The sequence below is a fragment of the Paenibacillus sp. FSL R5-0519 genome (assembly GCF_037974275.1).
In the GTDB taxonomy this organism is placed as follows: domain Bacteria; phylum Bacillota; class Bacilli; order Paenibacillales; family Paenibacillaceae; genus Paenibacillus.
On sequence record NZ_CP150234.1, the window covers coordinates 892745 to 913895 of the forward strand.

Here is a 21151-nt window from a genome sequence, read left to right on the forward strand (position 1 = left end):
GTGTGGAGGAAAGAAGGGGAATTCGTTTGTCTAAGAAAGAAACATTCATTAGGGGTACGCTCATTCTGGCAGCCGCTGCGCTAATCGCGAGAGTACTCGGGTTGGTTCAACGGGTGCCACTGGAGCATATCCTCGGAGATGTCGGTAACGCATCGTTTACCATCTCCAATACGGTATATTTAATGCTGTTAACTGTAGCAACGGCGGGCATACCGAGTACACTTAGCAAAATGGTATCGGAACGCTATGCGCTCGGACGCGCGGGTGAAGCTCAACAGATCTATCGTGCAGCCCTGATCTTTGCGGCTGTCGCCGGGGTAGTCATGTCTGCTTTATTGTGGTTCGCTGCACCTTATTATGCCACGTATGTCTCCAAAGTACCGGCATCGGTCAGCGCCATTCGCGCCTTGGCTCCAGCCTTGCTGCTGTTCCCGGCCATTGCAATGATGCGTGGATATTTCCAGGGAAGAGGCAACATGACAGCGGGTGGCATTTCGCAGATTGTGGAACAGTTCGCCCGTGTAGGTACAGCCATTATCGTGGCTTATGTCATGCTGCAATGGAATTACGATGACCAAACGATTGCTGCGGGTGCCTCATTTGGTGGGGTATTGGGAAGTGTGGGTGCCTTTGGTGTCATGCTATACTTCACCTTGAAGCTGCGTCGTAGCGACCGTGCGGCCCAATTGAATTACGAGCCTGCAAAGCAGCTACCGATGCGAGGTATCTACAGCGATATCTTCAAGCTGTCTATTCCCATTGTGCTGTCCTCACTTGCAGTTCCAGCCATTAACTTCATCGATTCATCCCTTGTGGTTCCGCTGCTCAGTGGCCAGATTGGACTCGAAGAAGCGACGGGCGTTCTTGCGATCTTGGGTGCTAAGGCCCAAAGTATTGCGGGTATCCCTCCGATTCTGGCGATCGCTTTAAGTCAATCGTTGGTGCCAGTCATATCGGCAGCATTTGCCCGCAAGGATGAAGCGCATCTGAAGAGTCAGGTTACACTTGCGATGCGTATTTCGATTCTGACAGGTATGCCGATTGTCATTGCACTTTGTGCGGCAGCATATTCGGTCAACGGATTGCTGTTTACCAATCTGGATGGAACGCCGATTATTGCCTTGCTGACATTCGGTACTATTTTCCAGATTACAATGATGACCACCAACTCCATTTTGCTTGGGGTAGGGAAACCACGGATTACGATGATTAGTGTGGCAGCAGGTGTTGTAGTCAAACTGATCGCAAGTCTGATTCTGGCGCCGATCTTTGGCATTTACGGCATCATTATTGCAACGGCCCTTTGTTTCCTGGTCATCACGTACCTGAATCTGCGGGTCCTTCGCAAAATCGTTGATTTCTCCATCATGGGAGATCGTTGGAAAGGGTTTATCATTACAGTGTTGCTTGCAGCAGGTGTAGGATTTGCAACGAACTGGATTGGGAATACGATCTTTGGACTGTTCCTGCCAGCGCGTGTATCCTTCTTGCTTACCTGCCTTGTGGTTGGTGTGCTTGTTGTGGTGGTGTATCTGGTTCTCATGGTTGTGCTGCGTGTATTACGCAAGGACGAGCTGGGCAGTTACCCCCGTATTCTGCAAAAAATTCTCCGTCCACTTATGCGTCTTCAACGTGGAGCCGGGCAAAGAGGTTAAGAATACACGGAGCATCATTCAAGCTCCAATATGTTGTGAACATCGGATAAATGATAAAAGTTCATGGATAAAAGCTCTGTCTGCTGTTAAGCGGACAGGGCTTTTTATATCGCTAAGGCGAGCTGCGTGACTGCGTTGAATATTAGCCCAGCAAGCGAGAATTAGCGGTACATTGGGAAATTCAATCATCCAGCTTAGCTTTGCCTGCCACATCAGATCCTCAGCATTAGTGTGTGATGGCTTTCGCATCATGAGCCAGTGCTGTTTTCAGCATGCCATACCGGTGTTCGTGACTCATCTCAAACAGCCAGGGCCGACGTGGTGCTGTCAGATAACCGAGACAATCCCGAGTCTGTAGCCAGTCATGTCTGGTGATCGGTTCATAAGGCGTATCTCCCCATACGGAGAGCAGTTCAGGACTGTATAATCGTTGCCCTTCTGGAAGCCATTCTTCGTCAAGTAACGCCTGAGCATATAATGCATGATCACCAGCCTCATCTTCACGATCGGTAAACAGGCCAGGCCAATACTCAGCCCGCGAGCCACGATGGGGAACCGAACGTGCGAATGCCAACACTTGTGTGTGGACTTGCTCCATCCCAAACAACAGAGCATATAGGCCTTTGCCAAACAAGATCCGCTCATCCAGCTTGCCAAAATGTTCAATAACGCGCCCTGCGAGTCCTGCTCCCCGCCCAAGAGGAAAGACGATATGATTAAGCCCCGCCAGATTGTGCAGATGGAATGCGGGTTTGGAGAGTACTTCTTTTTGAAAATAAGGATGCTGCACCACCCGGCTCTCGATATAGTTCTGCTCATTAATAATTAATGCTACACTGAGCAGTGAGCTGCACCGTTCCAGCCAAAAGCGTTCCCAAAACGGCGTCATGAACGCCGATACGTGAAAGTGCGACAAGAGATGAAAACAGCTTCGTCCAATCCGGCGACTGTGCATATACAGCTGAAGCTGGGGATAGGCATCCTGGAAAATGAGTGCATTGCATCGCTCCAGCAGCCGATACATATGCTCGCGATCGCTCTGATTCTGCAGATTATGCATCAAATCACTCTGAAGATCTGTCATATGATATCCACCGTTGCGAGAGACCATATGGGCCAGCAGTGCCCAATGCAGTTCAGGATATTGCTCATAACATTCCAGATAGGCTGCCGTGCGGGTGATATTACTCCGATTGTGCTCCTGGGTCAGTGTTTTTATCTCTTCCAGAATGATGCAATCTTCTTCGCAGACGAGTGCGCTTTGAACCTGATCCGTGCGTGCAAATGATTTGTTGCTGGCAGGCAGCAAACGCTCCACCTCAGACTGCAAGGCAGCTGCCGTATCGGTATCCCACGCGATGTTACGCAAAGGGTGACGAAGCTGTGCTGAAGCTTGCCAAGCCGCTTGTTTACCACGCCAGATTTCCCGGGCAGCTCCCGGAATGGAACGAACCATCTGCAGTAGGGACCCGTGATGCTGTTCACTGGAAGAATCGGTTCGGGTGGAAGTCATGATGTGACACCCTTTCATGATGTTCTGGGTTTAAATTCACAGACTATGTGGTTTATTCTAAGTATGCGCTGATTATTTGACTTCCACTCGCCAATTTGCTTCACTTAGGATAAGACAAGGTACAGAAAGGGAGATGAACCGAATGGAACAGATTACTTCCAAACCGGCTTTTGATGTAGCCATCCAATCCCCACGTTTGACGATTGCCGTATTCAAGGCAGACTGGTGTGGTGACTGCAAATACATCGATCCGTTTATGCCTGAGGTTGAAGAGAAATATGCACGTGAACTGACTTTGATTGAGGTCGACGTGGATCAGGTTGGAACGGTCAGTGAAGAGCAGAATATTCTTGGCATTCCGAGCTTTGTGGCGTATACAGATGGGCGCGAACTCGTACGGTACGTGAACAAGCTGCGCAAGTCGAGAGAAGAGATTGAGCAGTTCCTGGATCGCGCAGTTGAGGTGTACAACACGATTCATAAATGATGTTATATAAGTTCAAATGATGAATATTCACACAGACACTCCGATGACAGAATAACCTTCCGATCGCTGTTATTGTGTAAATGTTGAAAGAACTTATATAAAAGTATGACAGGTTCATGTCGTAAAAGGGTATACTAAAAAAAATGCCATTTCTCTTGAAATAGGGAAATGGCGTTTGTGTGTTTAGGATTCAGTTTAAGACACAATTCAACTGGCATATCCCTCAATTACATATCCCCAGTGACCTATGGGTCATTATTTCATCAGACGTTAACATTTTGTCACAAAGCGCGGGCGTCAATGAACATTTTATCCGGTATAATGAATTTAGTTGTGAAATAAGTGTCAAAGTATCGAAACAAGCGGAGAATATTCTTCGCCATCTTAAACCAACAGCGGGTGAGAAAAAATTGAAACACTTAACTTTGTTTAAATGGTTAACCGTATTAACCTGTCTTGTCATGTTTCTGGCCACTTTTGGTGGAGGCATCGTAACCAAAACGGAATCGGGCCTTGGTTGCGGAACGGAATGGCCTTTATGTAACGGGAAACTCGTTCCGGCACATACTGTGGCTTCACTTATTGAATATTCCCATCGCGCTGTAAGCGCACTGGCTGGATTGTTGTCCATTGCCTCGTTTGTTGCTTTTCTGCTGTTTGGCAAGTCACGTCGTGACCTGCAATTGTTCTCTTTCTTAACCCTGGTATTTGTTATCGTGCAGGGAATTATGGGGGCTTTTGCTGTTGTCTTCTCCCAATCTTCAGCAGTCATGGCACTGCATTTCGGCTTTGCACTGATTGCTTTTGCCAGTTCCCTGATGATGGCGCTGGGCATAAGGCAGGAGGCAAAAGATGGCGGATTGGAGCGACTGAATAAATACCCTCGGGTGAGCAAAAAATTCAGGAATCTGGTCTGGTTCTCCACCATTTACACATATCTCGTGGTATACACAGGTGCATTTGTGAGCCACACGAATTCTGCTGGCGGATGTTCCGGATTTCCGCTCTGTAACGGGCAGATTATTCCTGAGCTTTCAGGAGGGGTAGCGGTTGCTTTTGCTCACCGTGCAGCAGCAGCGTCGCTCGTCATTGTTATTGCAATTCTGGGTCATTTCGCTTACCGTAATCATCCAGACAACAAGGAAATGCGTACCCTTGGCGTGGTATCCGTTGTTCTCATCCTGATGCAAGTCGTTATTGGTATTTTCATGATGGTGACAATGAACCGCCCGGAAGTATACATGTTCGTAGCGCTCGCTCATATGCTGGATATCGCCATATTGTTCGGGGTTTTGACGTATATGAGTTTCCTGGTGTACAAGCTGCATCGACCGGTTAATCGGTTCTAGATACAGATACAGTTCTCTTGAAGGTACTCGGCCTAATATGAAAGTCCACCATCCAGTGATGTACATCATTGGACAGGTGGACTTTGTTTGATGTCAGGGGGATCAGGGCAACCTATGGCAAGCAGCAATTACACGGAATGGATGAAGTTTTACGGTGATGAATTCTTGTTGATTCGGAAAAGAGGAGGTTAAATATGCTGCGAACGTTGTTGGGGGAAAAACCGCGTATAAACGAAGGTAAATTGAAGGAAGCGATGGACTCCATGGCGCATACACTTGAGCTCTTTCAGCGGCAAATGCATGTGGATCATGATCCCACGCATGACTATCGGAAACTGTATGTGTGGACTCAGGGACTCATCTCCTCACTGGATGAACTGGAGCAAAGCAGCTTCGCTGCAGCTCATTTTCGCAAAAAGGTCGTTGCAGGCTCAACGGACGACATGACGCCGACTGAAAAAGCCGAGTATGCCCGATATGTGTATTTCTACAAAGATGGCTTCATCCGCTGCTTTGCCATTCTGGATAAAGTCGGTACCGTATTGAATGAAATATTCCAGTTGAATACTTCAAATACAAAAGCGCATTTTTCTTATTTTACGGTGTTAAGGCAGTTCGATTATGCGAGGGAGCATCATGATCTTGCGTTGAAATTAATTCAGATCAAGGACTCATACCGGGAGCCGATGAGCAAGCTGCGCAAACGACGTAATATGGAAATTCACTACATGAACTCAGAAATGCACGATGACCTGTGGCAGTTACACCAGACCTTGCAAGGTAAAGTAAAGTTGGAGGATCTGAATCAGCATGTGCAGGAAATGCGTCAGGGCGTGGATATGGTCTGTGAAACGTTAACAGCCTCTTATCGTTATATCAATAAAATATGGCAAAGAAATAATTCCCTTTGACAAATCGGAATACTTGGAATATACTGAGTTTCAATTAGAGTGTTACAATGACGAAGAAAGAACTGATATTTCTCAAAAGTTACATTCACATTATAAAGCATGAACTACATGAACTTATAAAATCCTACAATAACATATTTCTTATCGAGAGCGGCGGAGGGACAGGCCCGATGAAGCCCGGCAACCGATTTGTAATGACATGATACATGTATCATTCGTTATAAATGTTAGGTGCTAATTCCTACAAAATGGTGCAAGGCACGATTTTGGCAGATGAGAAGGTATATTCTTTCACGTGAAGAGCCCTCTTTGTTTCTGCAAAGGGCTCTTTTTTTGTACTTTAAGGGGAGTTTTCCTTTAGATCGGGTAAAGATACATGTAGGTGGTTGGAAAGGGGCAAGTGCGATTGATTGAATTAAAAGGATTAACCAAAACGTACGGCAAAGGAAAAAAGTCTACAACAGCGTTATCCGAGTTGAATTTGAACATCCAAAAGGGTGAAATCTACGGCGTTATTGGGCATTCCGGAGCGGGTAAAAGTACACTGATTCGCTGTATTAATTTGCTGGAGCGGCCTACGGAGGGTGAAGTATGGGTTGACGGGATCAATCTGACTGAACTGAGCAAAACCGAATTGCAGCAACAGAGACGCAAGATCGGGATGATTTTTCAACACTTCAATCTGTTATCCTCTGCAACGGTATATGATAATGTGGCTTTTCCTCTAAAGCTTGTGGATACACCCAAGGATGCCATTGATCGCAAAGTGAAGGAAATGCTCAATCTCGTTGGTCTGGAGAACCATAGCAACAAATATCCAGCTCAATTGTCAGGTGGACAGAAACAACGTGTGGGGATTGCGAGAGCACTTGCGAGTGATCCGAATGTACTTCTATGTGATGAGGCTACTTCAGCACTTGATCCGCAGACGACAAATTCAATTCTGAAGTTATTGCTCGACATTAACGAAAAGTACAACCTTACGATTGTGCTGATTACACATGAGATGCATGTCATTCAAAACATATGTGACAAGGTGGCTGTCATTCATCAAGGTGGCATTGTGGAACAGGGACCTGTAACCGAAGTGTTCCTGAAACCGCAGCATGCGATTACGCGGGACTTCATGATGCGTGACCATGAAGCTGGACTGGCTCTGGAAGAGACCGCTCTGGCGAATGCAGGCATTGAATTGCAGGCAGGTGTTGCTTCGAAACTTGTGAAGATATCCTTTCTGGGGAACAAAACATATGAAGCGATTTTGTCCAGAACGGTTCGTAAGACGGGTGTGGATTTTGCCATCCTGCAAGGAACGATCTCTACGATTAAACAGGTTCCTTATGGACAACTGACCGTTCGGTTCGAAGGTGATTCCAATGCGATTGATCGGACGATATCCGAATTGACCGCTGACGGACTTGATGTGGAGGTGCTTCGTTAGATGGATTTTTCAACAGTTCGTTGGGAAGAGGTTGGTAAAGCTTCCATAGAGACACTGCAAATTTTGGGTGTATCAGGCCTATTCACCGTTATCTTTGGTTTACCACTCGGAGTTCTGCTGTTTATGACAGCCCGATCTGCTTCGATCAAGTCACGGACGGTGTACATTATATTGTCCTTGATTGTAAATATTTTGCGATCAGTTCCATTTATCATTTTGATTGTTGCTCTTATTCCATTTACTCGTTCACTCGTCGGTACAGCTACAGGTGTGTTAGGTGTTATACCTCCTTTGGTTATTTCAGCCGCTCCTTACTTCGCCCGATTAGTGGAAACTACTTTGCGTGAAGTGGATCGTGGGGTTATAGAAGCAGCTCAGGCCATGGGCGCATCGACCGGACAGATTGTAAGACGGGTGTTGTTGCCTGAGGCACTGCCTGGTCTGCTCGCTGGGATTACCATTACCATCGTTACGCTCGTCTCTTATACGGCAATGGCGGGCATGGTTGGTGGTGGAGGACTGGGAACGCTGGCAATTAACTATGGATACTTCCGTTATCAATATGAGGTTATGATCATTTCCGTTGTGTTTATGGTCATTCTCGTGCAAATTCTCCAGATGGCTGGAGATCGCTTGGTCACATTTTTCACCAGGAAATAACACATAGATAACATGATGGCTGTGCAGTCATTCGAACGCCACATGAAAAAAATGATTAGAGAAGGGGTTTTACACATGAAAAAATGGTCATTCGCTCTACTTAGTCTTATGTTGATTGCAGTTCTCGCAGCTTGCGGGAACAACAAGGATGCCGATAGCGGTGCAGACAATTCAGCAGGTGCACCACGCACGGTTGAATTGAAAGTGGGAGCTTCACCTACACCACACGCAGAGATTCTGGAAAGCATCAAACCTGAACTGGAAGCACAAGGCATTCGTCTGCAAGTCGTTACGTTCAATGATTATGTACAACCCAACCAGCAACTTGCTGATAAAAAATTGGATGCAAACTTCTTCCAGCACCAGCCTTACTTGGACACAGAGAATAAAGAACGTGGATTCAACCTCGTTGCTGTAACACCTGTTCATGTTGAACCTTTTGGCGGATACTCCAAAAAGATTAAATCTTTGGATGAATTAGCTGATGGCGCAAAAGTAGCCATTCCAAATGACCCATCCAATGGTGGACGTGCACTGTTGTTGCTCGCGAAGGAAGGCATTATTACGCTGAAAGACAATACAAATATCACATCTACAATTCAAGATATCACAGCCAATCCGAAGAACCTGAATATCATCGAGCTGGATGCAGCCATGATGCCTCGTCAATTGGATGAAGCGGATCTGGTATTCATCAACGCCAACTATGCGCTTGAAGCGAACCTGAATCCGGCGAATGATGCTTTGCTGATCGAAGATCTGCAAGGTAACCCATACGCGAACATCCTCGTTTCCCGTGAGGACAACAAGGATTCCGATGCAATTCAGAAACTGGCTGCTGCCCTGCACTCCGAAGAAGTGAAAACATTTATCAAAGAGCGTTATAAAGGTGCAGTTGAAGCTGCAACTGAATAATTTAACGATATGTATGAGTTGACGTGAGCTGATAAGAAGAGGATGTCCCATAAGTCATGAATATGACGGAAGGACATCCTCTTTTTGCGTTATTAGCGCTTGTAGCGAGGTGCAATTTTTGAACAGCCACTCCCTAAGTCTATGCTGAAGCATGGATCAACATAAGTCACAACATAGGTCAAAGTTTCTCTGATGTATCAGCATTGGAGTGATGTCCAGATTGGCGGTAGTAAGATAATTCATTTTGATCAGCATACTGTTGTTCATCTGCTTCCTGCAGGTACGTCCTCTCGGAGGGAGATAGTGTTTCTTCTTCTGCATTTGAGCTTTTGATTTTGTATCTGATCCAACCGATTAGTCCAAGGACAACAACCAGGATCAAGGCCCATCCTTTTTTGAGCAAAAGAAGAGCACTGAATTTCTGGGAAGCCGTATACCCGATTCCGCCCATTAGAAGGCTGTTGAGCCCTATGGTCGAAGTTTTGTCAGTCGATGCATTATATTCCTCGTAGGTATGTCCTGCATTGATGTGAAGTTGATTAAGGACGGTTTCCTCGAATGCCTGGCGGCTCTGTTGAAAGTTGGCCGTATCAATAACCAGAATGGCTGTGATGTACCCTTCGCGTGTCAGGAGTTTTACATTGTAATTCACCATGGCTTGCTGATCAGCATTCTTGAAACCTAGGGAGTAGACCAACTGATGTTTGGTCTTATCGTATGCTGGTTCAATTTCCCAACCTGTTATGTACGTTCTGTATTCGGGATCGAGCTCTCTGTTCTCTTCTTCTGTTCCTCGGATATAACTGCTTAACAGTTCTTCGCCATTCAAATTTTGATCATCATCATGAATATGACCTGTCTTCACGTATTCAAATACAACATACCACGAGCCGTATTCACTATTGCTGGTTAGGCTTCCAATTTCATTCCCGTTAGGCTTTCCACCGCTGTTAAGTATTGAGCGTTGGGTGTTGGCCTTATCCAGAAAGGAATGACTTTCAGGGACTTTCAGTGTGGCTTTGCCATCGAGCGTTACAGATGCGGGGCCAATAATCCAATCATACTCATCGGGTGATTGATACGTCTCACTTTCTGCTGATACCTGTGAGCTACTCAAGACTGTGAATAAACTCACCATTAAAAGTGTAAGAAATGATATCCATCGTTTGTTCTTCATATTCAAGTAGAGGTCCTTTCGGGTTATATCCTCGACAGTACCATAGGTATTCGATTCCGATCAAGATATATTTGGAATTAAAGGTGGATAATCCCTTGTGGATAAGCGAGTTGTAGGAGGACGATAAATCTTTTATACTGGATAGTGACTGCTCTTTGAAGAGGGGGATGAACGTGAAGGGAAAGATTGCCCTCATAACGGGAAGTGCCAAAGGTCTTGGTAAAATGACGGCCCTCAGTCTGGCGGATCAGGGGTGTCATATTGCCCTCAACTATGTACACAGCAGAGCAGAAGCTGAGGCTTTAAGGGCTCAGATTACAGCCAAGGGTGTGCGGTGCATTGCTATCCAGGCGGATATATCGAAGGTAGAAGATATCTCTTCATTGGTTGAACAGGTGGAAGACAACCTGGGCAGCATTGATATTTTGGTGAATAACGCGGGTCCATTTGTCCGTGAACGACGATTATTTGCGGATTATTCTGAAGCCGAGGTCCAGATGCTCGTGCAGGGAAATCTGCTGGGACCGATGTTGCTGGATCAGCGTGTATTGCCAGAGATGAGACGCAAGCAATGGGGACGTATTATCCATTTTGGCTTCAGTCATGCTGGAGAGGCGAGATCTTGGCCACATCGCGCCGTATATGCGGCTGCCAAGGTAGGTCTGGTCTCTTTTACAAAGACACTCGCTGTTGAGGAAGCTCCTTATGGAATTACGGTCAACATGGTATGCCCGGGAGATATTCGCGGTGCCAACAAAGAGAAAACGATTGATGAAATGGCAGGCATCACCGACGAGGAAACGCCAAGAGGACGTCCTGGCAGCGGTGAAGATATCGCACGAGTGATTACGTATCTATGCCTTGATCATTCTGATTTTATAACAGGTAACATTATGGATGTATCTGGAGGGCTTGATCCGATTCGTCCGACCATACAGCGTGAGGATACTTAAGGTGAGTTATAGGACTGGACGTTGAAGAAGTTGATGCTGGTCTAGGGACAGATGAAATGGACAGGCTGAATATGCGCACAAAAAAAGAGCCCTCCGCTTCATGCGAAGCGAAAGGCTCTTGAGGTTTATTTCGTGAAGGATTGATTAGAATACTTGTACGACTTCTTGTACACCCTCAACTTCTTCGAGAAGGGCACGTTCAATCCCGGCTTTTAAGGTAATGGTGGAGCTTGGGCAACTGCCGCAGGCACCGACCAGTTTCAGCTTAATGATGCCGTCTTCCACGTCAACCAGTTCCACGTCACCGCCATCGCGTTGCAGGAACGGACGAAGCTTGTCAAGAACATCAGATACCTCATCATACATGGTGTCTTGTGCGTTTTCGCTCATATTTTTCAACTCCTTTCCTTATTATATTATATTACAAATGGCCATAAATTAAAATGGTCAAACAAAGCAGGTGAACCTACATGAGACCGATTATTGAATTTTGTGCCAACAATATGCATTTTGGCACAGATGAAGTCATGGATCAACTGGAAGAAAATCCAGACTATGACGTGATTGAATACGGCTGCCTCACCAACTGCGGCCAATGTTCTATGACTCCATTTGCACTGGTGAATGGTGAGGTAGTCATCACGGACAAAGTGGAAGATCTATATGACGCCATTCTGGCCAAAATTGCCGAAGCCGATGTCTGGGATGAGCTCGATCTCGACTAACCGAGATGGCGCTTGGACATCCAGAGCACACCACTTTTCAAAATACGAGGTACACGTCCCATCATGGACGTTTTGCCCATCAGCCCAAACCCGGACTTCTTGCCGAGTGCACCCAGTGTGCCACGAAGCTTGAGTGGATGTGGATTGGGCTTTTCGCCTTTCCAGAGGGCATGCTGAATATGGGCGATCTGCTCACCCTGTACTTCCGCAGCTTGACCGCTAGGTGCATACGGTACACTGGCACAGTCACCAACCACATATACATCGGTATATTCCGGGATTTGGTAGTATTCATTCAGGACGACACGACCTTGAGGGTCTTTGGTCACGTCCAGATCCTGTACCACTTTTACAGGCTGAATGCCTGCCGTCCAGACGACAGCATCCGTTAGAATCTGTTCATCCCGGTTATAGATGGCATTGGGCTCAACACGCGAAATGGCGATATGTCCACGTGTCTCTACCTGATGTTCGTTAAACCATTCATGTACATACACGGACAGACGTTGCGGGAAAGCGGATAATACACGTTCACCACGATCCAGAATGCTGATGTTCAGATCCGGTCTGCTCTCACGAAGTTCGGCTGCCATCTCGACACCACTTAATCCACCGCCTACAATGTGCACATTGCCATAGGCTTTGACTTCATTAAGTCGCAGGTAAGTCTCGCGTGTTTTGCTAAAGCTCTGAATGGTACAGCTGTAGTCTTCAGCGCCTGGTGTGTTGTGGAAACGGTCTGTACAACCCAGTCCAATAACAAGTTTATCGTATTCAAGCGGGTCTTGGCCTTCAAATTCAATCTGACGCTGTTCCAGGTCAATTGAAGTAACTTCTCCATAACGGTAAGTGACTTTATCGTTCACTGGAAATTGGATACGCAGGTCATAATCGGATACGGTTCCTGCTGCGAGTGCGTAATATTCGGTCTTTAATCCCTGAAAGGGGCTGCGGTCCACCAAAATAATCTGTGTATCGGATGGAATCTTACCTTCCAGAAGTTCCTTGATGATGGTGAGGCCGCCATAACCGCCTCCAAGAATGACAAAATTTTTCATGACTCGGCTTCCTTTCTGCATCAGTCCCACTGAAATGGGGCTGTAAACTGTGGAGCAGCTATGCAAAAAAACATAGCTGCTCCTTTTGTTAGGATTTGATTAGTTGAAAAGTAGGCATTGAAAATTAAAGATATTATTCAGCAGTTTGCACCACTCGAATTCAAACGTCTCCCTATCATGAAAGCTGCGTTCTGGAGTGGTGCGGGTGCAATATTGATTGTATTTTGTATTTATATCTTATTCGTACACTTGAATTTCATTGTAGAACGTATCACGTTCTACCGGAATACGTCCTGCACCCTTAATGAGCCATATAAGCTCTTTGCGTGTAAGGCCTTCAGGTGTGAGTGCACCTGCCGCATGACTAATCCGTTCCCGAACGATCGTACCGTGTGCATCCGAAGCACCGAAACCAAGAGCGACTTGAGTCAGCTGTGGGCCGATGTTAATGAAGTATGCTTTGATATGATCGATGTTATCCAGCATCAGACGGCTAATCGCAATTGTTTTGAGATCCTCATAAGCCGAGTTACGACGCATAATGCTCGCGTTTTTACTTTTTGGCTGCATGGAAAGAGGGATAAAGACCATAAATCCGTTGGTCTCGTCTTGCAATTCACGAATCTGCACCATATGGTTAACGCGATCCTCATAGGATTCGATCGATCCATACAACATCGTCGTATGTGTACGCATGCCGAGCTCATGAGCTGTGCGGTGCACCTCAAGATAACGGTCCACGTTGGCTTTGTCTACACGCATTTTTTTGCGATATTCATCGGACAGAATCTCAGCGCCGCCACCAGTCAATGTTTTCAGACCTGCTTTTTGCAGCTCTTGCAGAACTTCTCTGATGCTGAGTCCGCTAATTCGGGTGAAGAAATCAATCTCGGCTGCAGTGTAAGCTTTCAGTGTAACATCCGGATATTTCTCGTTTAAAGCGCGCAGGGAATCGACATAATATTGAAAAGGAACATGGTTGTTATGTCCGCCTACGATATGGAACTCACGTACGCCCGGATGAATATGCTGTTCCACATAATCGATCATTTCCTGACCGGATAATGTATAAGAGCCTTCTTCACCCTGGTCTTTGCGGAAATTACAAAAAGCGCAGTGGGCTTCGCATACGTTTGTAAAGTAAAGACTCATGTTCTCGATGAAATATACTTTCTTGCCATTCTTCCGCAGGTTGGCCTCATTGGCCAGCTGGCCCAAAGTCAGCAGATCATCTGTTTCATACAGATATACGCCGTCTTCTACGCTCAGCCTTACGCCGTTCTGCACTTTCTCGACGATTTCAGCCATTCTTTTGTCTGTGAACGGTGTTACCAATGTAGACATATTGTTTCCTCCTGTTCTTAACCGGATTTGAGTCGTGTGTAGGATCTGCATACAGAACTACATAGAAAAGATGCGGTCAACTGCCGCCTTCTTAGTTGGACTAACTCTTATTTACCCGGTGCAGCGTGTGCTGCATATGAAAGCTAAATTTTTTCAAAAAATGGAGTCTGTTGACTCATATATGCATTGGGGACTGCGTTGCAGTCTCGAAATGTGAAAAAAATTACAACTCCAATTATGACCATCGTCTGCATAAGTCATGACAAAATAACGACATTTCAGTGCGACCACCTATTCATTATAAACCTCGTGTCCCAGGGGTTCAATACACTGGGAAGAAAAAGGAGTATAGGGGGAACGCGGAAAGAGGCAAACATGACTTGAGACCCTTGACGGGGTGGAGTATAATTTAAAGAAGAGTTAATGAAAGGTTGTTCAAAAAGTACGCTTTTGATTACGAAGGATGCCTAGCGGCATCTCAGCATCGAATATGGGATTCAGCCTAACTTTTTGAACATGATTTTATATGAAAAAGGAGAGTGACCTGGCATGATTAACATCAGCGAAACGGCTGCTGACAGATTGAAAGAGATGCTTGCACAGCAAGAGACACCTGGTATGTTCCTGCGTCTTGGCGTAGCACCGGGCGGTTGCACCGGATTTTCGTACGCCATGGGCTTTGATGATAAAGAGTCCGATGAGGACCTGTATATGGATATTCAGAACATGAAGGTTGTAGTCGAGAAGGAAAACCTGAAATATCTGAATGGACTTGAAATTGATTTTGAAGAGTCCGGTATGTCGGGTGGGTTCACCATTCATAACCCGAACGCGGTAGCCACTTGTGGCTGTGGATCTTCTTTCCGTACGAAGGAAGATGCGGGTGTGCCGGATAAGGATTGTTAATATAAAATTGATTGCAATGATAAGGCACAGTTCCAGCGAAGGACATTCGCTTGGGATTGTGTTTTTTTTTGACATTATGGCAGGGGAGCTGCGTTCTCTAATTTACCGATTCCAAGATATAGAGGGTATAAAATCACGTATCTTCAGTATTGACATTTTGTTCCAATAGCAAGTATATTATTTGTGCAAACGTTTGCAATAATAAGGGCACAGTATTCCTGCTAAAAAAGCGGTTTTACAGTTCAGGTAACCTAATGAAATCTCTAGGATATCCTCTTTTGTACAAACGTTTGCACAAAAAACACTAAATTCAAACAGCACAGAACACGAAACAACAGGGTAGAGGGAAGGAGGGGGAGTTGTAGAGATACGAATTAAAGTGTTTTGAGTCCAGAACATGCTAAAACGTTAAATGGGTTAGAGTGCTTAGGCAAATAACGAGAATTCTTGTTTCCCATAGGGGAGCAAATAAGGGAGGAAGAACATGGATCTTAAGCGCAAGCTCGGCGCATTCCTGTTGGTATTATCGATGATTATTTCTACCCAAAATACAGCGGCTTATGCCGAAATTTCGGCTTCTCATGTGTATCATAACCATATGCCCAATTTCTGGGCCTACTACGACACATCCAAGTATGCTTCTGCACCTGTAGGGTCCCCAATCCGCTACACATATGATGGGCAAGTCATCGATCTGAAAAATAACCCTCCGGCAGGATATCCATACTTTTTACCCGGGGGAGCGCCTATGCCACATGATGATCTCGTGGCGTATTATAGTCACCATGCAAAGACAGGTGCTTATCTGAACTGGCCATGGCAAGTTGCTGGTGACCTGAGGAACAACCACCCTGCTGCAGGGATGCAGGTAACCATGTCAGGGTCGGTATTGAACAATGTGAACAGTTTTATGTTTACCAATAATGTAAACGGTTACAACAATAAAGATTGGGGTGCGCCATGGAAGAATGCTTACAATAACCTCAAAACAACGAATGGAGAACGGACGATGGATCTCATTCACTTCTCAGGACACCATTCCATGGGGCCATTGGCTGGCAACGAATATTTGCTAAAGGATTTGATCTACCAGAATGCTGTGCTGGCACAACCTTTTTTTCTGGGAGACAGCTTTAAATCGTCCAAAGGTTTTTTCCCCACCGAGCTGGGTTTCTCGGAACGGATTATCCCGGTCTTGGATCAACTCGGCATTGAGTGGTCCGTAATTGGAAATAATCATTTTTCGCGAACTCTCCAGGACTATCCGCTACTGAACGATCCGGGCAAAGATACGATGGTGTCACCGCCAAACCGAGCGGATTTGCAGAATACGAGCAATGTGGGTTCGTGGGTATCTTCTCCCATGTTCAATGAGAAACAGGTGGTTCATAACAAATATCCATTTGCTTCTACGCCTCATTGGGTGCGTCATGTGAATCCTGAAACTGGTGCTGAGAAGAAGATTGTTGGTATCCCTGTGGCCCAGGCAGAGTCGTGGGAAGAAGGGTATCAGGGTTCAGTCAAGGCAGATGCGCTGAAGCCTTTTGAAGGAATGGTTGATCAGAAGCAGTTCTTCGTGATTGCTCATGATGGGGATAATTCTTCAGGACGTGCAGGATCAGAGGATACTTGGCGCAATGCAGGAAATGTGACTTATGCTCAGCCGGGTGTGAAGGGAGAGAGTATCAATGAATACTTGCGGACTAACACACCAAAAGCCGACGATATAGTGCATGTTCAAGACGGTTCGTGGATCGATACGCGGGACTCCTCATCAGATCCGACATGGTATCACTGGCGTCTTCCATTTGGAATCTGGAAAGGGCAGTTTGAAGCGTTCAACAAGGCTACAGGCCTTAATCTGGAGCCGAAGAAAAATCTCGATGGTGTACAGGAAGGGATGACCGTATCGTTTGAATATGGATACCATTATCTGGAGCGTAATTTTGCGCTTGAGCAAGCTGCGCTGAATTATGCCAAGACAGCTGAACAGATTTGGCTGGACAGCAATCCGAACCATTGGAAGCCAACGACGGCACTAGACCGTGAGATCACTTATGAGGGCAATCAGCTTAATCCTTGGATGATGGCTTACCCGGTAAAAGGAGATCCTGCTAATAATTATAAGGGAGGTGCGAACCCGGCAGAGTTAAGTTGGTATTTCCTCCTGCCTGCACTGGATTCCGGGTTTGGTTATTATGATGAGAATGTGGATGATGGGGTAAAGCCGACGTTATCTTTCAATCAGTCGCTCTTCTTTTCCAAGCCTTATGTAAGTAGTCAACTCGCGAAGGACCGTACCGGACCATCGATATGGTGGCCGCAGCGTTATCCATATAATCCTGGAAGCGCCAATGTCAGCAAGGCGGAAGGATGGACACTTCATTATTTTGACAATACGTTCGGCATTTATACCTATGCTTATGATGTTAACGGTGTGAATGATATTAAGGTGAAGGTACGGACTCATCGGGATAAGCTGGCAGATGCCAAGGACAACACCTTCCGTGTGTACGATCCTGCTGGGCTCAAGGCCAAAGGGGTATCCAACATCGATCCGACAAAAGTGAGTAGCTGGCAAGAATATCCGATGACGAAACGTGATCTTAAATCGGATATGAACGGTGTGGCCTGGCAGCCAAGCAGCACAGATATGTTCAAACGTGTACCGGCTCAGGAGATCGGGGATATGTATTACACGTATTTCAACGATTTCCGGGATCAACTGGTGGATTATTATATTGAGGCTGTTGATACCAATGGCAACGTTACCCGCAGTGAGATCCAGACGGTATATGTGGGTACAGGAAAATATAAAAAGGACGCCTCCGGTAAAATTGTGGAGGATGCGAATGGAACAATCCAGGGCACGCACCCGTTCCTGGTGGTCGATCAGACACCGCCGTCGGCACCGACAGGTGTCAAGGCTGTACGTGTGACGGATCGCAGTGTCACGCTGCAATGGACTGCCTCTACAGATAACGTGGGTGTAGAAGGTTATGACATTTATCGTGATGGAACCAAAGTGGGAAGTTCCCAGACGACAGAATACACCGATACGGGACTTGAGCCCGAGAAAACCTATGCTTACAGTATCAAGGCCAGAGACAAGGCGAATAACGTCTCCACCGTCAGTTCGCCTGTACAAGTGCAAACTTTAGCGGCAGATAACGAACCACCATCCGCACCGGCAAATGTAGTTGTGCAAAATTCAACTTCATCCTCCGTGACACTCGGATGGTCGGCCAGTCAGGATAATTACGGTGTAGCAAGGTATGAGATCTATCGGGATGACAGTAAAGTGGGGGAATCCACAAAACTTACGTACACGGATGAATCCCTTGCACCGGCAACGAATTACGTGTATACGATCAAGGCGGTAGACGCGGCAGGCAATGTCTCACCAGCCAGCGAACCCCTTACAGTGAAAACAAAAGAGGGCAATATCGTAACGGTCTATTACAAACTAGGATATGCCACACCGTATATTCACTATCGTCCGACGGGTGGTACATGGACGACATCTCCGGGTGTGAAGATGCCAGCAGCTGAGATGCCGGGGTACACTAAGATGACAATCAACGTGGGTACAGCGACGGGGCTGGAAGCTGTATTCAACAATGGTAGTGGTACGTGGGATAACAATGGGGGCAAGAATTATCAGTTTCCATTAGGGGCGAGTACCTACAATGCAGGAGTCGTCACTCCAGGAGCACCTCAAGTGGATGTAACTCCACCAAGCGTGCCAACGGATCTGACAGTTACCTCCAAAGCGGCTGATCGTGTAGCGTTAGCTTGGACTCCGTCGACGGATAGTGTAGGCGTACTCGGATACGAAATATTCCGTGACGGTGTTAAAATCGGAACGAGTGCTGCACCTGCATTTACGGATAATAGCCTGAAGGCATCAACGACTTATGTTTATACAGTCAGGGCCTTTGATGCAGCACAGAACAAATCGGATGCAAGTGCCGAATTGAGTGTAACAACCGATGCTGCACCGATAAGCAATAGTGTAACCATCTACTACAAGCAGGGTTACGCTCAACCTAATATCCATTACCGCCCGACAGGCGGCACATGGACGACGCCACCAGGAGTTGCTATTCCATCCTCCGAGCTAGCAGGGTATAACAAGATAACCATTGATGTGGGTACAGCTGCGGGCCTGGAAGCGGTATTTAACAATCGCAGCGGCACGTGGGACAACAACGGAGGACGAAATTACATCTTCCCTTTGGGCGTGAGCACATACCATGCAGGTATAATAACTTCTGGAGCACCAGGAAATGTAACCAGTACGGATGTCATCGAGATCCCGACAGCATTTCATTCCATTCAATTTAAGAATGCGTCACTGTTAAGTTGGGGACCTCTGAGCGCATAACGTGTCAGAGCGGATATTTTATTAATCACACATCGATATAGACTTCACGATGCCTGGATTCATAGTCGTAGTTTGGAGAGCCTTGTTCAGCTAATAAGTGAACAGGGCTTTACTTAATTATAGATGGGATGAGCAACGTAGTCAGAATAAAGCCCATTCCAAATGCACAATCTTTTTCGGAGAGGTAAAGAGAGAAGGCGAGTACTAGTTGACAAACTTATTTGTAACTATTATAGTTACAACATGAAGTTCAAACATAAACAATATCGATAATTTAAAGGAGAGATTACGATGAACATTGCAATCATTGGTGCAACAGGCAAAGCAGGAAGTGTGATTTTGAAAGAAGCAGCAGACAGAGGGCATAAAGTGACGGCAATCGTTCGTAATGCATCCAAATTGGAAGATAAAAGCCTGAATACGCTGGAGAAAGATGTATTCGATCTTACAGCTGAAGATCTTAAAACGTTTGATGTGGTTGTAAATGCTTTTGGTGCCCCAGCGGGGAAAGAGAACCTGCATGTGGAAGTAGGACAAGCGTTGATCAACATCCTGAAGGATGCCCCAAATACTCGTCTGATCGTCGTAGGTGGAGCAGGAAGCCTGTTCACAGATGAGTCCAAAACATTGCGTGTCTTTGAATCCCCTGGATTCCCTGATGCTTACAAAGCAACTGCAACGAACCAAGGCCAAAACTTGCTGGATCTGCAAGCATCCTCAGGTATCCAATGGACATTCCTGAGCCCGGCTGGATTCTTTAATCCAGAAGGTGTACGCACAGGCAAATATCAAGCAGGTAACGACGTTATTCTCGTGAACAGTGAAGGAAACAGCTACATCAGCTATGCTGACTATGCGATTGCTTTGGTGGATGAGATCGAGAATCCACAACACCAAAACGAGCGCTTTACCGTTGTTGGCGAAGTGAAATAACAGTTTTAAATATAATATGGAACATATAAACGGACGCTGATCTTCACAGATCGGTGTCTGTTTTTTTTAGGTTATCGAAGAGGGATGTTCTGCAATAAAGGTTAGGCAGGTTTAGATTATTATCGTTCAATGTCCAACTATGCCTTTAAATCTATGTTATATTATTCTAAATATGGAATTGGAATGTGGTTATATGAAAACCATCTTCTCTTCATTGGAATTTCTGCGAGTTCAAAAGTATGAGGGAGTGAACAGTTGTGAAGATGTATTCTAATGGAGTTATACTATTGATCTTTGTGGTTTTAATGATTAGTGAATCGAGTGGTTCAGGGTTATCCCAATATCCAAACGTTAAAAATGCGATGAATCAAATTCCCATCCATTCTCTCTATCCGAAAAATAAGAATGGACAGACATACGGGAGAGAATACTTTCCCATACATGTTGTGTGCATTTAAAGGTGAGACAAGTAAAGCCAATGGTTACACAAATATAACAATACCAGCACATACGTGGGCGATCTTTTCGTCTGATCCCTTTCCATGGGATAAATTCGATGAAACCATTCAATCTTTATATCGAAGATTCTTTTCTGAATGGCTTCCTACGACAGGATATGAACAGGTCGATGGAATGGAATTTGAAATTACTGGTGGTAAAGATGGACTGAATTTTGTTGAGTTATGGTTTGCTGTAAGAAAAATATCCTAGTTTTATTTCATTTAGATTATTATTGA

18 protein-coding genes and 1 riboswitch are annotated in these 21151 nt (G+C 45.8%); of the genes, 13 read left to right on the forward strand and 5 right to left on the reverse strand.

Annotation, left to right across the window (positions count from 1 at the left end; genetic code table 11):
- Positions 1-26: 26 nt before the first annotated feature.
- Positions 27-1655, forward strand: coding sequence for a polysaccharide biosynthesis protein (locus MKY73_RS03940; protein ID WP_339305765.1), 1629 nt, complete (start codon positions 27-29; stop codon positions 1653-1655).
- Positions 1656-1881: 226 nt separating this feature from the next.
- On the opposite strand, the gene MKY73_RS03945 is transcribed toward MKY73_RS03940, so the two are convergent.
- A complete protein-coding gene (locus tag MKY73_RS03945) occupies positions 1882-3168 on the reverse strand; it encodes a DUF2515 family protein (RefSeq protein ID WP_339305767.1) in 1287 nt (428 codons plus the stop codon).
- A 142-nt stretch (positions 3169-3310) separates the two neighbouring features.
- On the opposite strand from MKY73_RS03945, the gene MKY73_RS03950 reads away from it, so the two are divergent.
- The 6 genes from MKY73_RS03950 to MKY73_RS03975 all read left to right on the forward strand — a co-directional run bounded on the left by MKY73_RS03950 (position 3311) and on the right by MKY73_RS03975 (position 8931).
- The gene (locus MKY73_RS03950) at positions 3311-3655 is read left to right on the forward strand and encodes a thioredoxin family protein (protein ID WP_017692403.1); all 345 of its coding nucleotides are present in this window, start codon (positions 3311-3313) and stop codon (positions 3653-3655) included.
- A gap of 410 nt (positions 3656-4065) precedes the next feature.
- Positions 4066-5004, forward strand: a complete 939-nt coding sequence (locus MKY73_RS03955) for a heme A synthase (RefSeq protein WP_339237535.1) — start codon at positions 4066-4068, stop codon at positions 5002-5004.
- Between the two features lie 194 nt (positions 5005-5198).
- The gene (locus MKY73_RS03960; RefSeq protein WP_253440686.1) at positions 5199-5915 is read left to right on the forward strand and encodes a Cthe_2314 family HEPN domain-containing protein; all 717 of its coding nucleotides are present in this window, start codon (positions 5199-5201) and stop codon (positions 5913-5915) included.
- Between the two features lie 138 nt (positions 5916-6053).
- A riboswitch (SAM riboswitch) is annotated at positions 6054-6195 on the forward strand.
- Positions 6196-6321: 126 nt separating this feature from the next.
- Entirely contained in the window at positions 6322-7356 is a 1035-nt protein-coding gene (locus MKY73_RS03965; RefSeq protein ID WP_339305768.1) for a methionine ABC transporter ATP-binding protein, read from the forward strand.
- A complete protein-coding gene (locus MKY73_RS03970; protein ID WP_339305769.1) occupies positions 7357-8016 on the forward strand; it encodes a methionine ABC transporter permease in 660 nt (219 codons plus the stop codon).
- A gap of 75 nt (positions 8017-8091) precedes the next feature.
- Positions 8092-8931 carry a MetQ/NlpA family ABC transporter substrate-binding protein gene (locus tag MKY73_RS03975; protein WP_339305771.1) on the forward strand — a complete coding sequence of 280 codons (840 nt, stop codon included), beginning with the start codon at positions 8092-8094 and terminating at the stop codon, positions 8929-8931.
- 178 nt (positions 8932-9109) lie between these two features.
- Here the strand turns inward: MKY73_RS03975 and MKY73_RS03980 are convergent, their stop codons facing one another.
- Positions 9110-10048, reverse strand: a complete 939-nt coding sequence (locus MKY73_RS03980; protein ID WP_339305773.1) for a DUF2167 domain-containing protein — start codon at positions 10046-10048, stop codon at positions 9110-9112.
- Between the two features lie 233 nt (positions 10049-10281).
- On the opposite strand from MKY73_RS03980, the gene MKY73_RS03985 reads away from it, so the two are divergent.
- Positions 10282-11061, forward strand: coding sequence for an SDR family oxidoreductase (locus tag MKY73_RS03985; RefSeq protein ID WP_339237523.1), 780 nt, complete (start codon positions 10282-10284; stop codon positions 11059-11061).
- A 144-nt stretch (positions 11062-11205) separates the two neighbouring features.
- Here MKY73_RS03985 and MKY73_RS03990 read toward each other — a convergent pair whose 3' ends face one another.
- On the reverse strand, positions 11206-11451 hold the full coding sequence (locus MKY73_RS03990) for a NifU family protein (RefSeq protein ID WP_062837977.1): 246 nt from the start codon (positions 11449-11451) through the stop codon (positions 11206-11208).
- Positions 11452-11531: 80 nt separating this feature from the next.
- Here MKY73_RS03990 and MKY73_RS03995 point away from each other — a divergent pair, with 80 nt between their 5' ends.
- Positions 11532-11786 (forward strand): YuzB family protein, encoded by a 255-nt coding sequence (locus tag MKY73_RS03995; protein ID WP_339305774.1) that lies wholly within the window; start codon positions 11532-11534, stop codon positions 11784-11786.
- Here MKY73_RS03995 and MKY73_RS04000 read toward each other — a convergent pair.
- Both MKY73_RS04000 and mqnE read right to left on the reverse strand, forming a co-directional pair.
- Positions 11783-12844, reverse strand: coding sequence for an NAD(P)/FAD-dependent oxidoreductase (locus MKY73_RS04000; protein ID WP_253440680.1), 1062 nt, complete (start codon positions 12842-12844; stop codon positions 11783-11785). The genes MKY73_RS03995 and MKY73_RS04000 overlap by 4 nt on opposite strands.
- Positions 12845-13081: 237 nt before the next feature.
- Entirely contained in the window at positions 13082-14188 is a 1107-nt protein-coding gene (gene mqnE, locus MKY73_RS04005; RefSeq protein WP_091020813.1) for an aminofutalosine synthase MqnE, read from the reverse strand.
- Positions 14189-14737: 549 nt separating this feature from the next.
- On the opposite strand from mqnE, the gene MKY73_RS04010 reads away from it, so the two are divergent.
- The 4 genes from MKY73_RS04010 (at position 14738) to MKY73_RS04025 (ending at position 21125) form a co-directional block, all read left to right on the forward strand.
- Entirely contained in the window at positions 14738-15094 is a 357-nt protein-coding gene (locus MKY73_RS04010) for an iron-sulfur cluster assembly accessory protein (RefSeq protein ID WP_253440679.1), read from the forward strand.
- A gap of 484 nt (positions 15095-15578) precedes the next feature.
- A complete protein-coding gene (locus tag MKY73_RS04015) occupies positions 15579-19481 on the forward strand; it encodes a carbohydrate binding domain-containing protein (RefSeq protein ID WP_339305776.1) in 3903 nt (1300 codons plus the stop codon).
- Between the two features lie 291 nt (positions 19482-19772).
- A complete protein-coding gene (locus MKY73_RS04020) occupies positions 19773-20414 on the forward strand; it encodes an NAD(P)-dependent oxidoreductase (RefSeq protein ID WP_339305777.1) in 642 nt (213 codons plus the stop codon).
- A 405-nt stretch (positions 20415-20819) separates the two neighbouring features.
- On the forward strand, positions 20820-21125 hold the full coding sequence (locus MKY73_RS04025) for an effector binding domain-containing protein (RefSeq protein WP_339305778.1): 306 nt from the start codon (positions 20820-20822) through the stop codon (positions 21123-21125).
- The last annotated feature ends 26 nt before the right edge of the window (positions 21126-21151 follow it).

Excerpts from the sequence above, each read along its gene's own strand:
- MKY73_RS03970 (WP_339305769.1), top strand. The coding sequence starts at position 7,357 with ATGGATTTTTCAACAGTTCGTTGGGAAGAGGTTGGTAAAGCTTCCATA.
- MKY73_RS04000 (WP_253440680.1), bottom strand. The coding sequence starts at position 12,844 with ATGAAAAATTTTGTCATTCTTGGAGGCGGTTATGGCGGCCTCACCATC.
- MKY73_RS04015 (WP_339305776.1), top strand. The coding sequence starts at position 15,579 with ATGGATCTTAAGCGCAAGCTCGGCGCATTCCTGTTGGTATTATCGATG.
- MKY73_RS03975 (WP_339305771.1), top strand. The coding sequence starts at position 8,092 with ATGAAAAAATGGTCATTCGCTCTACTTAGTCTTATGTTGATTGCAGTT.
- MKY73_RS03945 (WP_339305767.1), bottom strand. The coding sequence starts at position 3,168 with ATGACTTCCACCCGAACCGATTCTTCCAGTGAACAGCATCACGGGTCC.
- MKY73_RS04010 (WP_253440679.1), top strand. The coding sequence starts at position 14,738 with ATGATTAACATCAGCGAAACGGCTGCTGACAGATTGAAAGAGATGCTT.
- MKY73_RS03960 (WP_253440686.1), top strand. The coding sequence starts at position 5,199 with ATGCTGCGAACGTTGTTGGGGGAAAAACCGCGTATAAACGAAGGTAAA.
- MKY73_RS03995 (WP_339305774.1), top strand. The coding sequence starts at position 11,532 with ATGAGACCGATTATTGAATTTTGTGCCAACAATATGCATTTTGGCACA.
- MKY73_RS04025 (WP_339305778.1), top strand. The coding sequence starts at position 20,820 with ATGGACAGACATACGGGAGAGAATACTTTCCCATACATGTTGTGTGCA.
- MKY73_RS03990 (WP_062837977.1), bottom strand. The coding sequence starts at position 11,451 with ATGAGCGAAAACGCACAAGACACCATGTATGATGAGGTATCTGATGTT.
- MKY73_RS03950 (WP_017692403.1), top strand. The coding sequence starts at position 3,311 with ATGGAACAGATTACTTCCAAACCGGCTTTTGATGTAGCCATCCAATCC.
- MKY73_RS04020 (WP_339305777.1), top strand. The coding sequence starts at position 19,773 with ATGAACATTGCAATCATTGGTGCAACAGGCAAAGCAGGAAGTGTGATT.
- mqnE (WP_091020813.1), bottom strand. The coding sequence starts at position 14,188 with ATGTCTACATTGGTAACACCGTTCACAGACAAAAGAATGGCTGAAATC.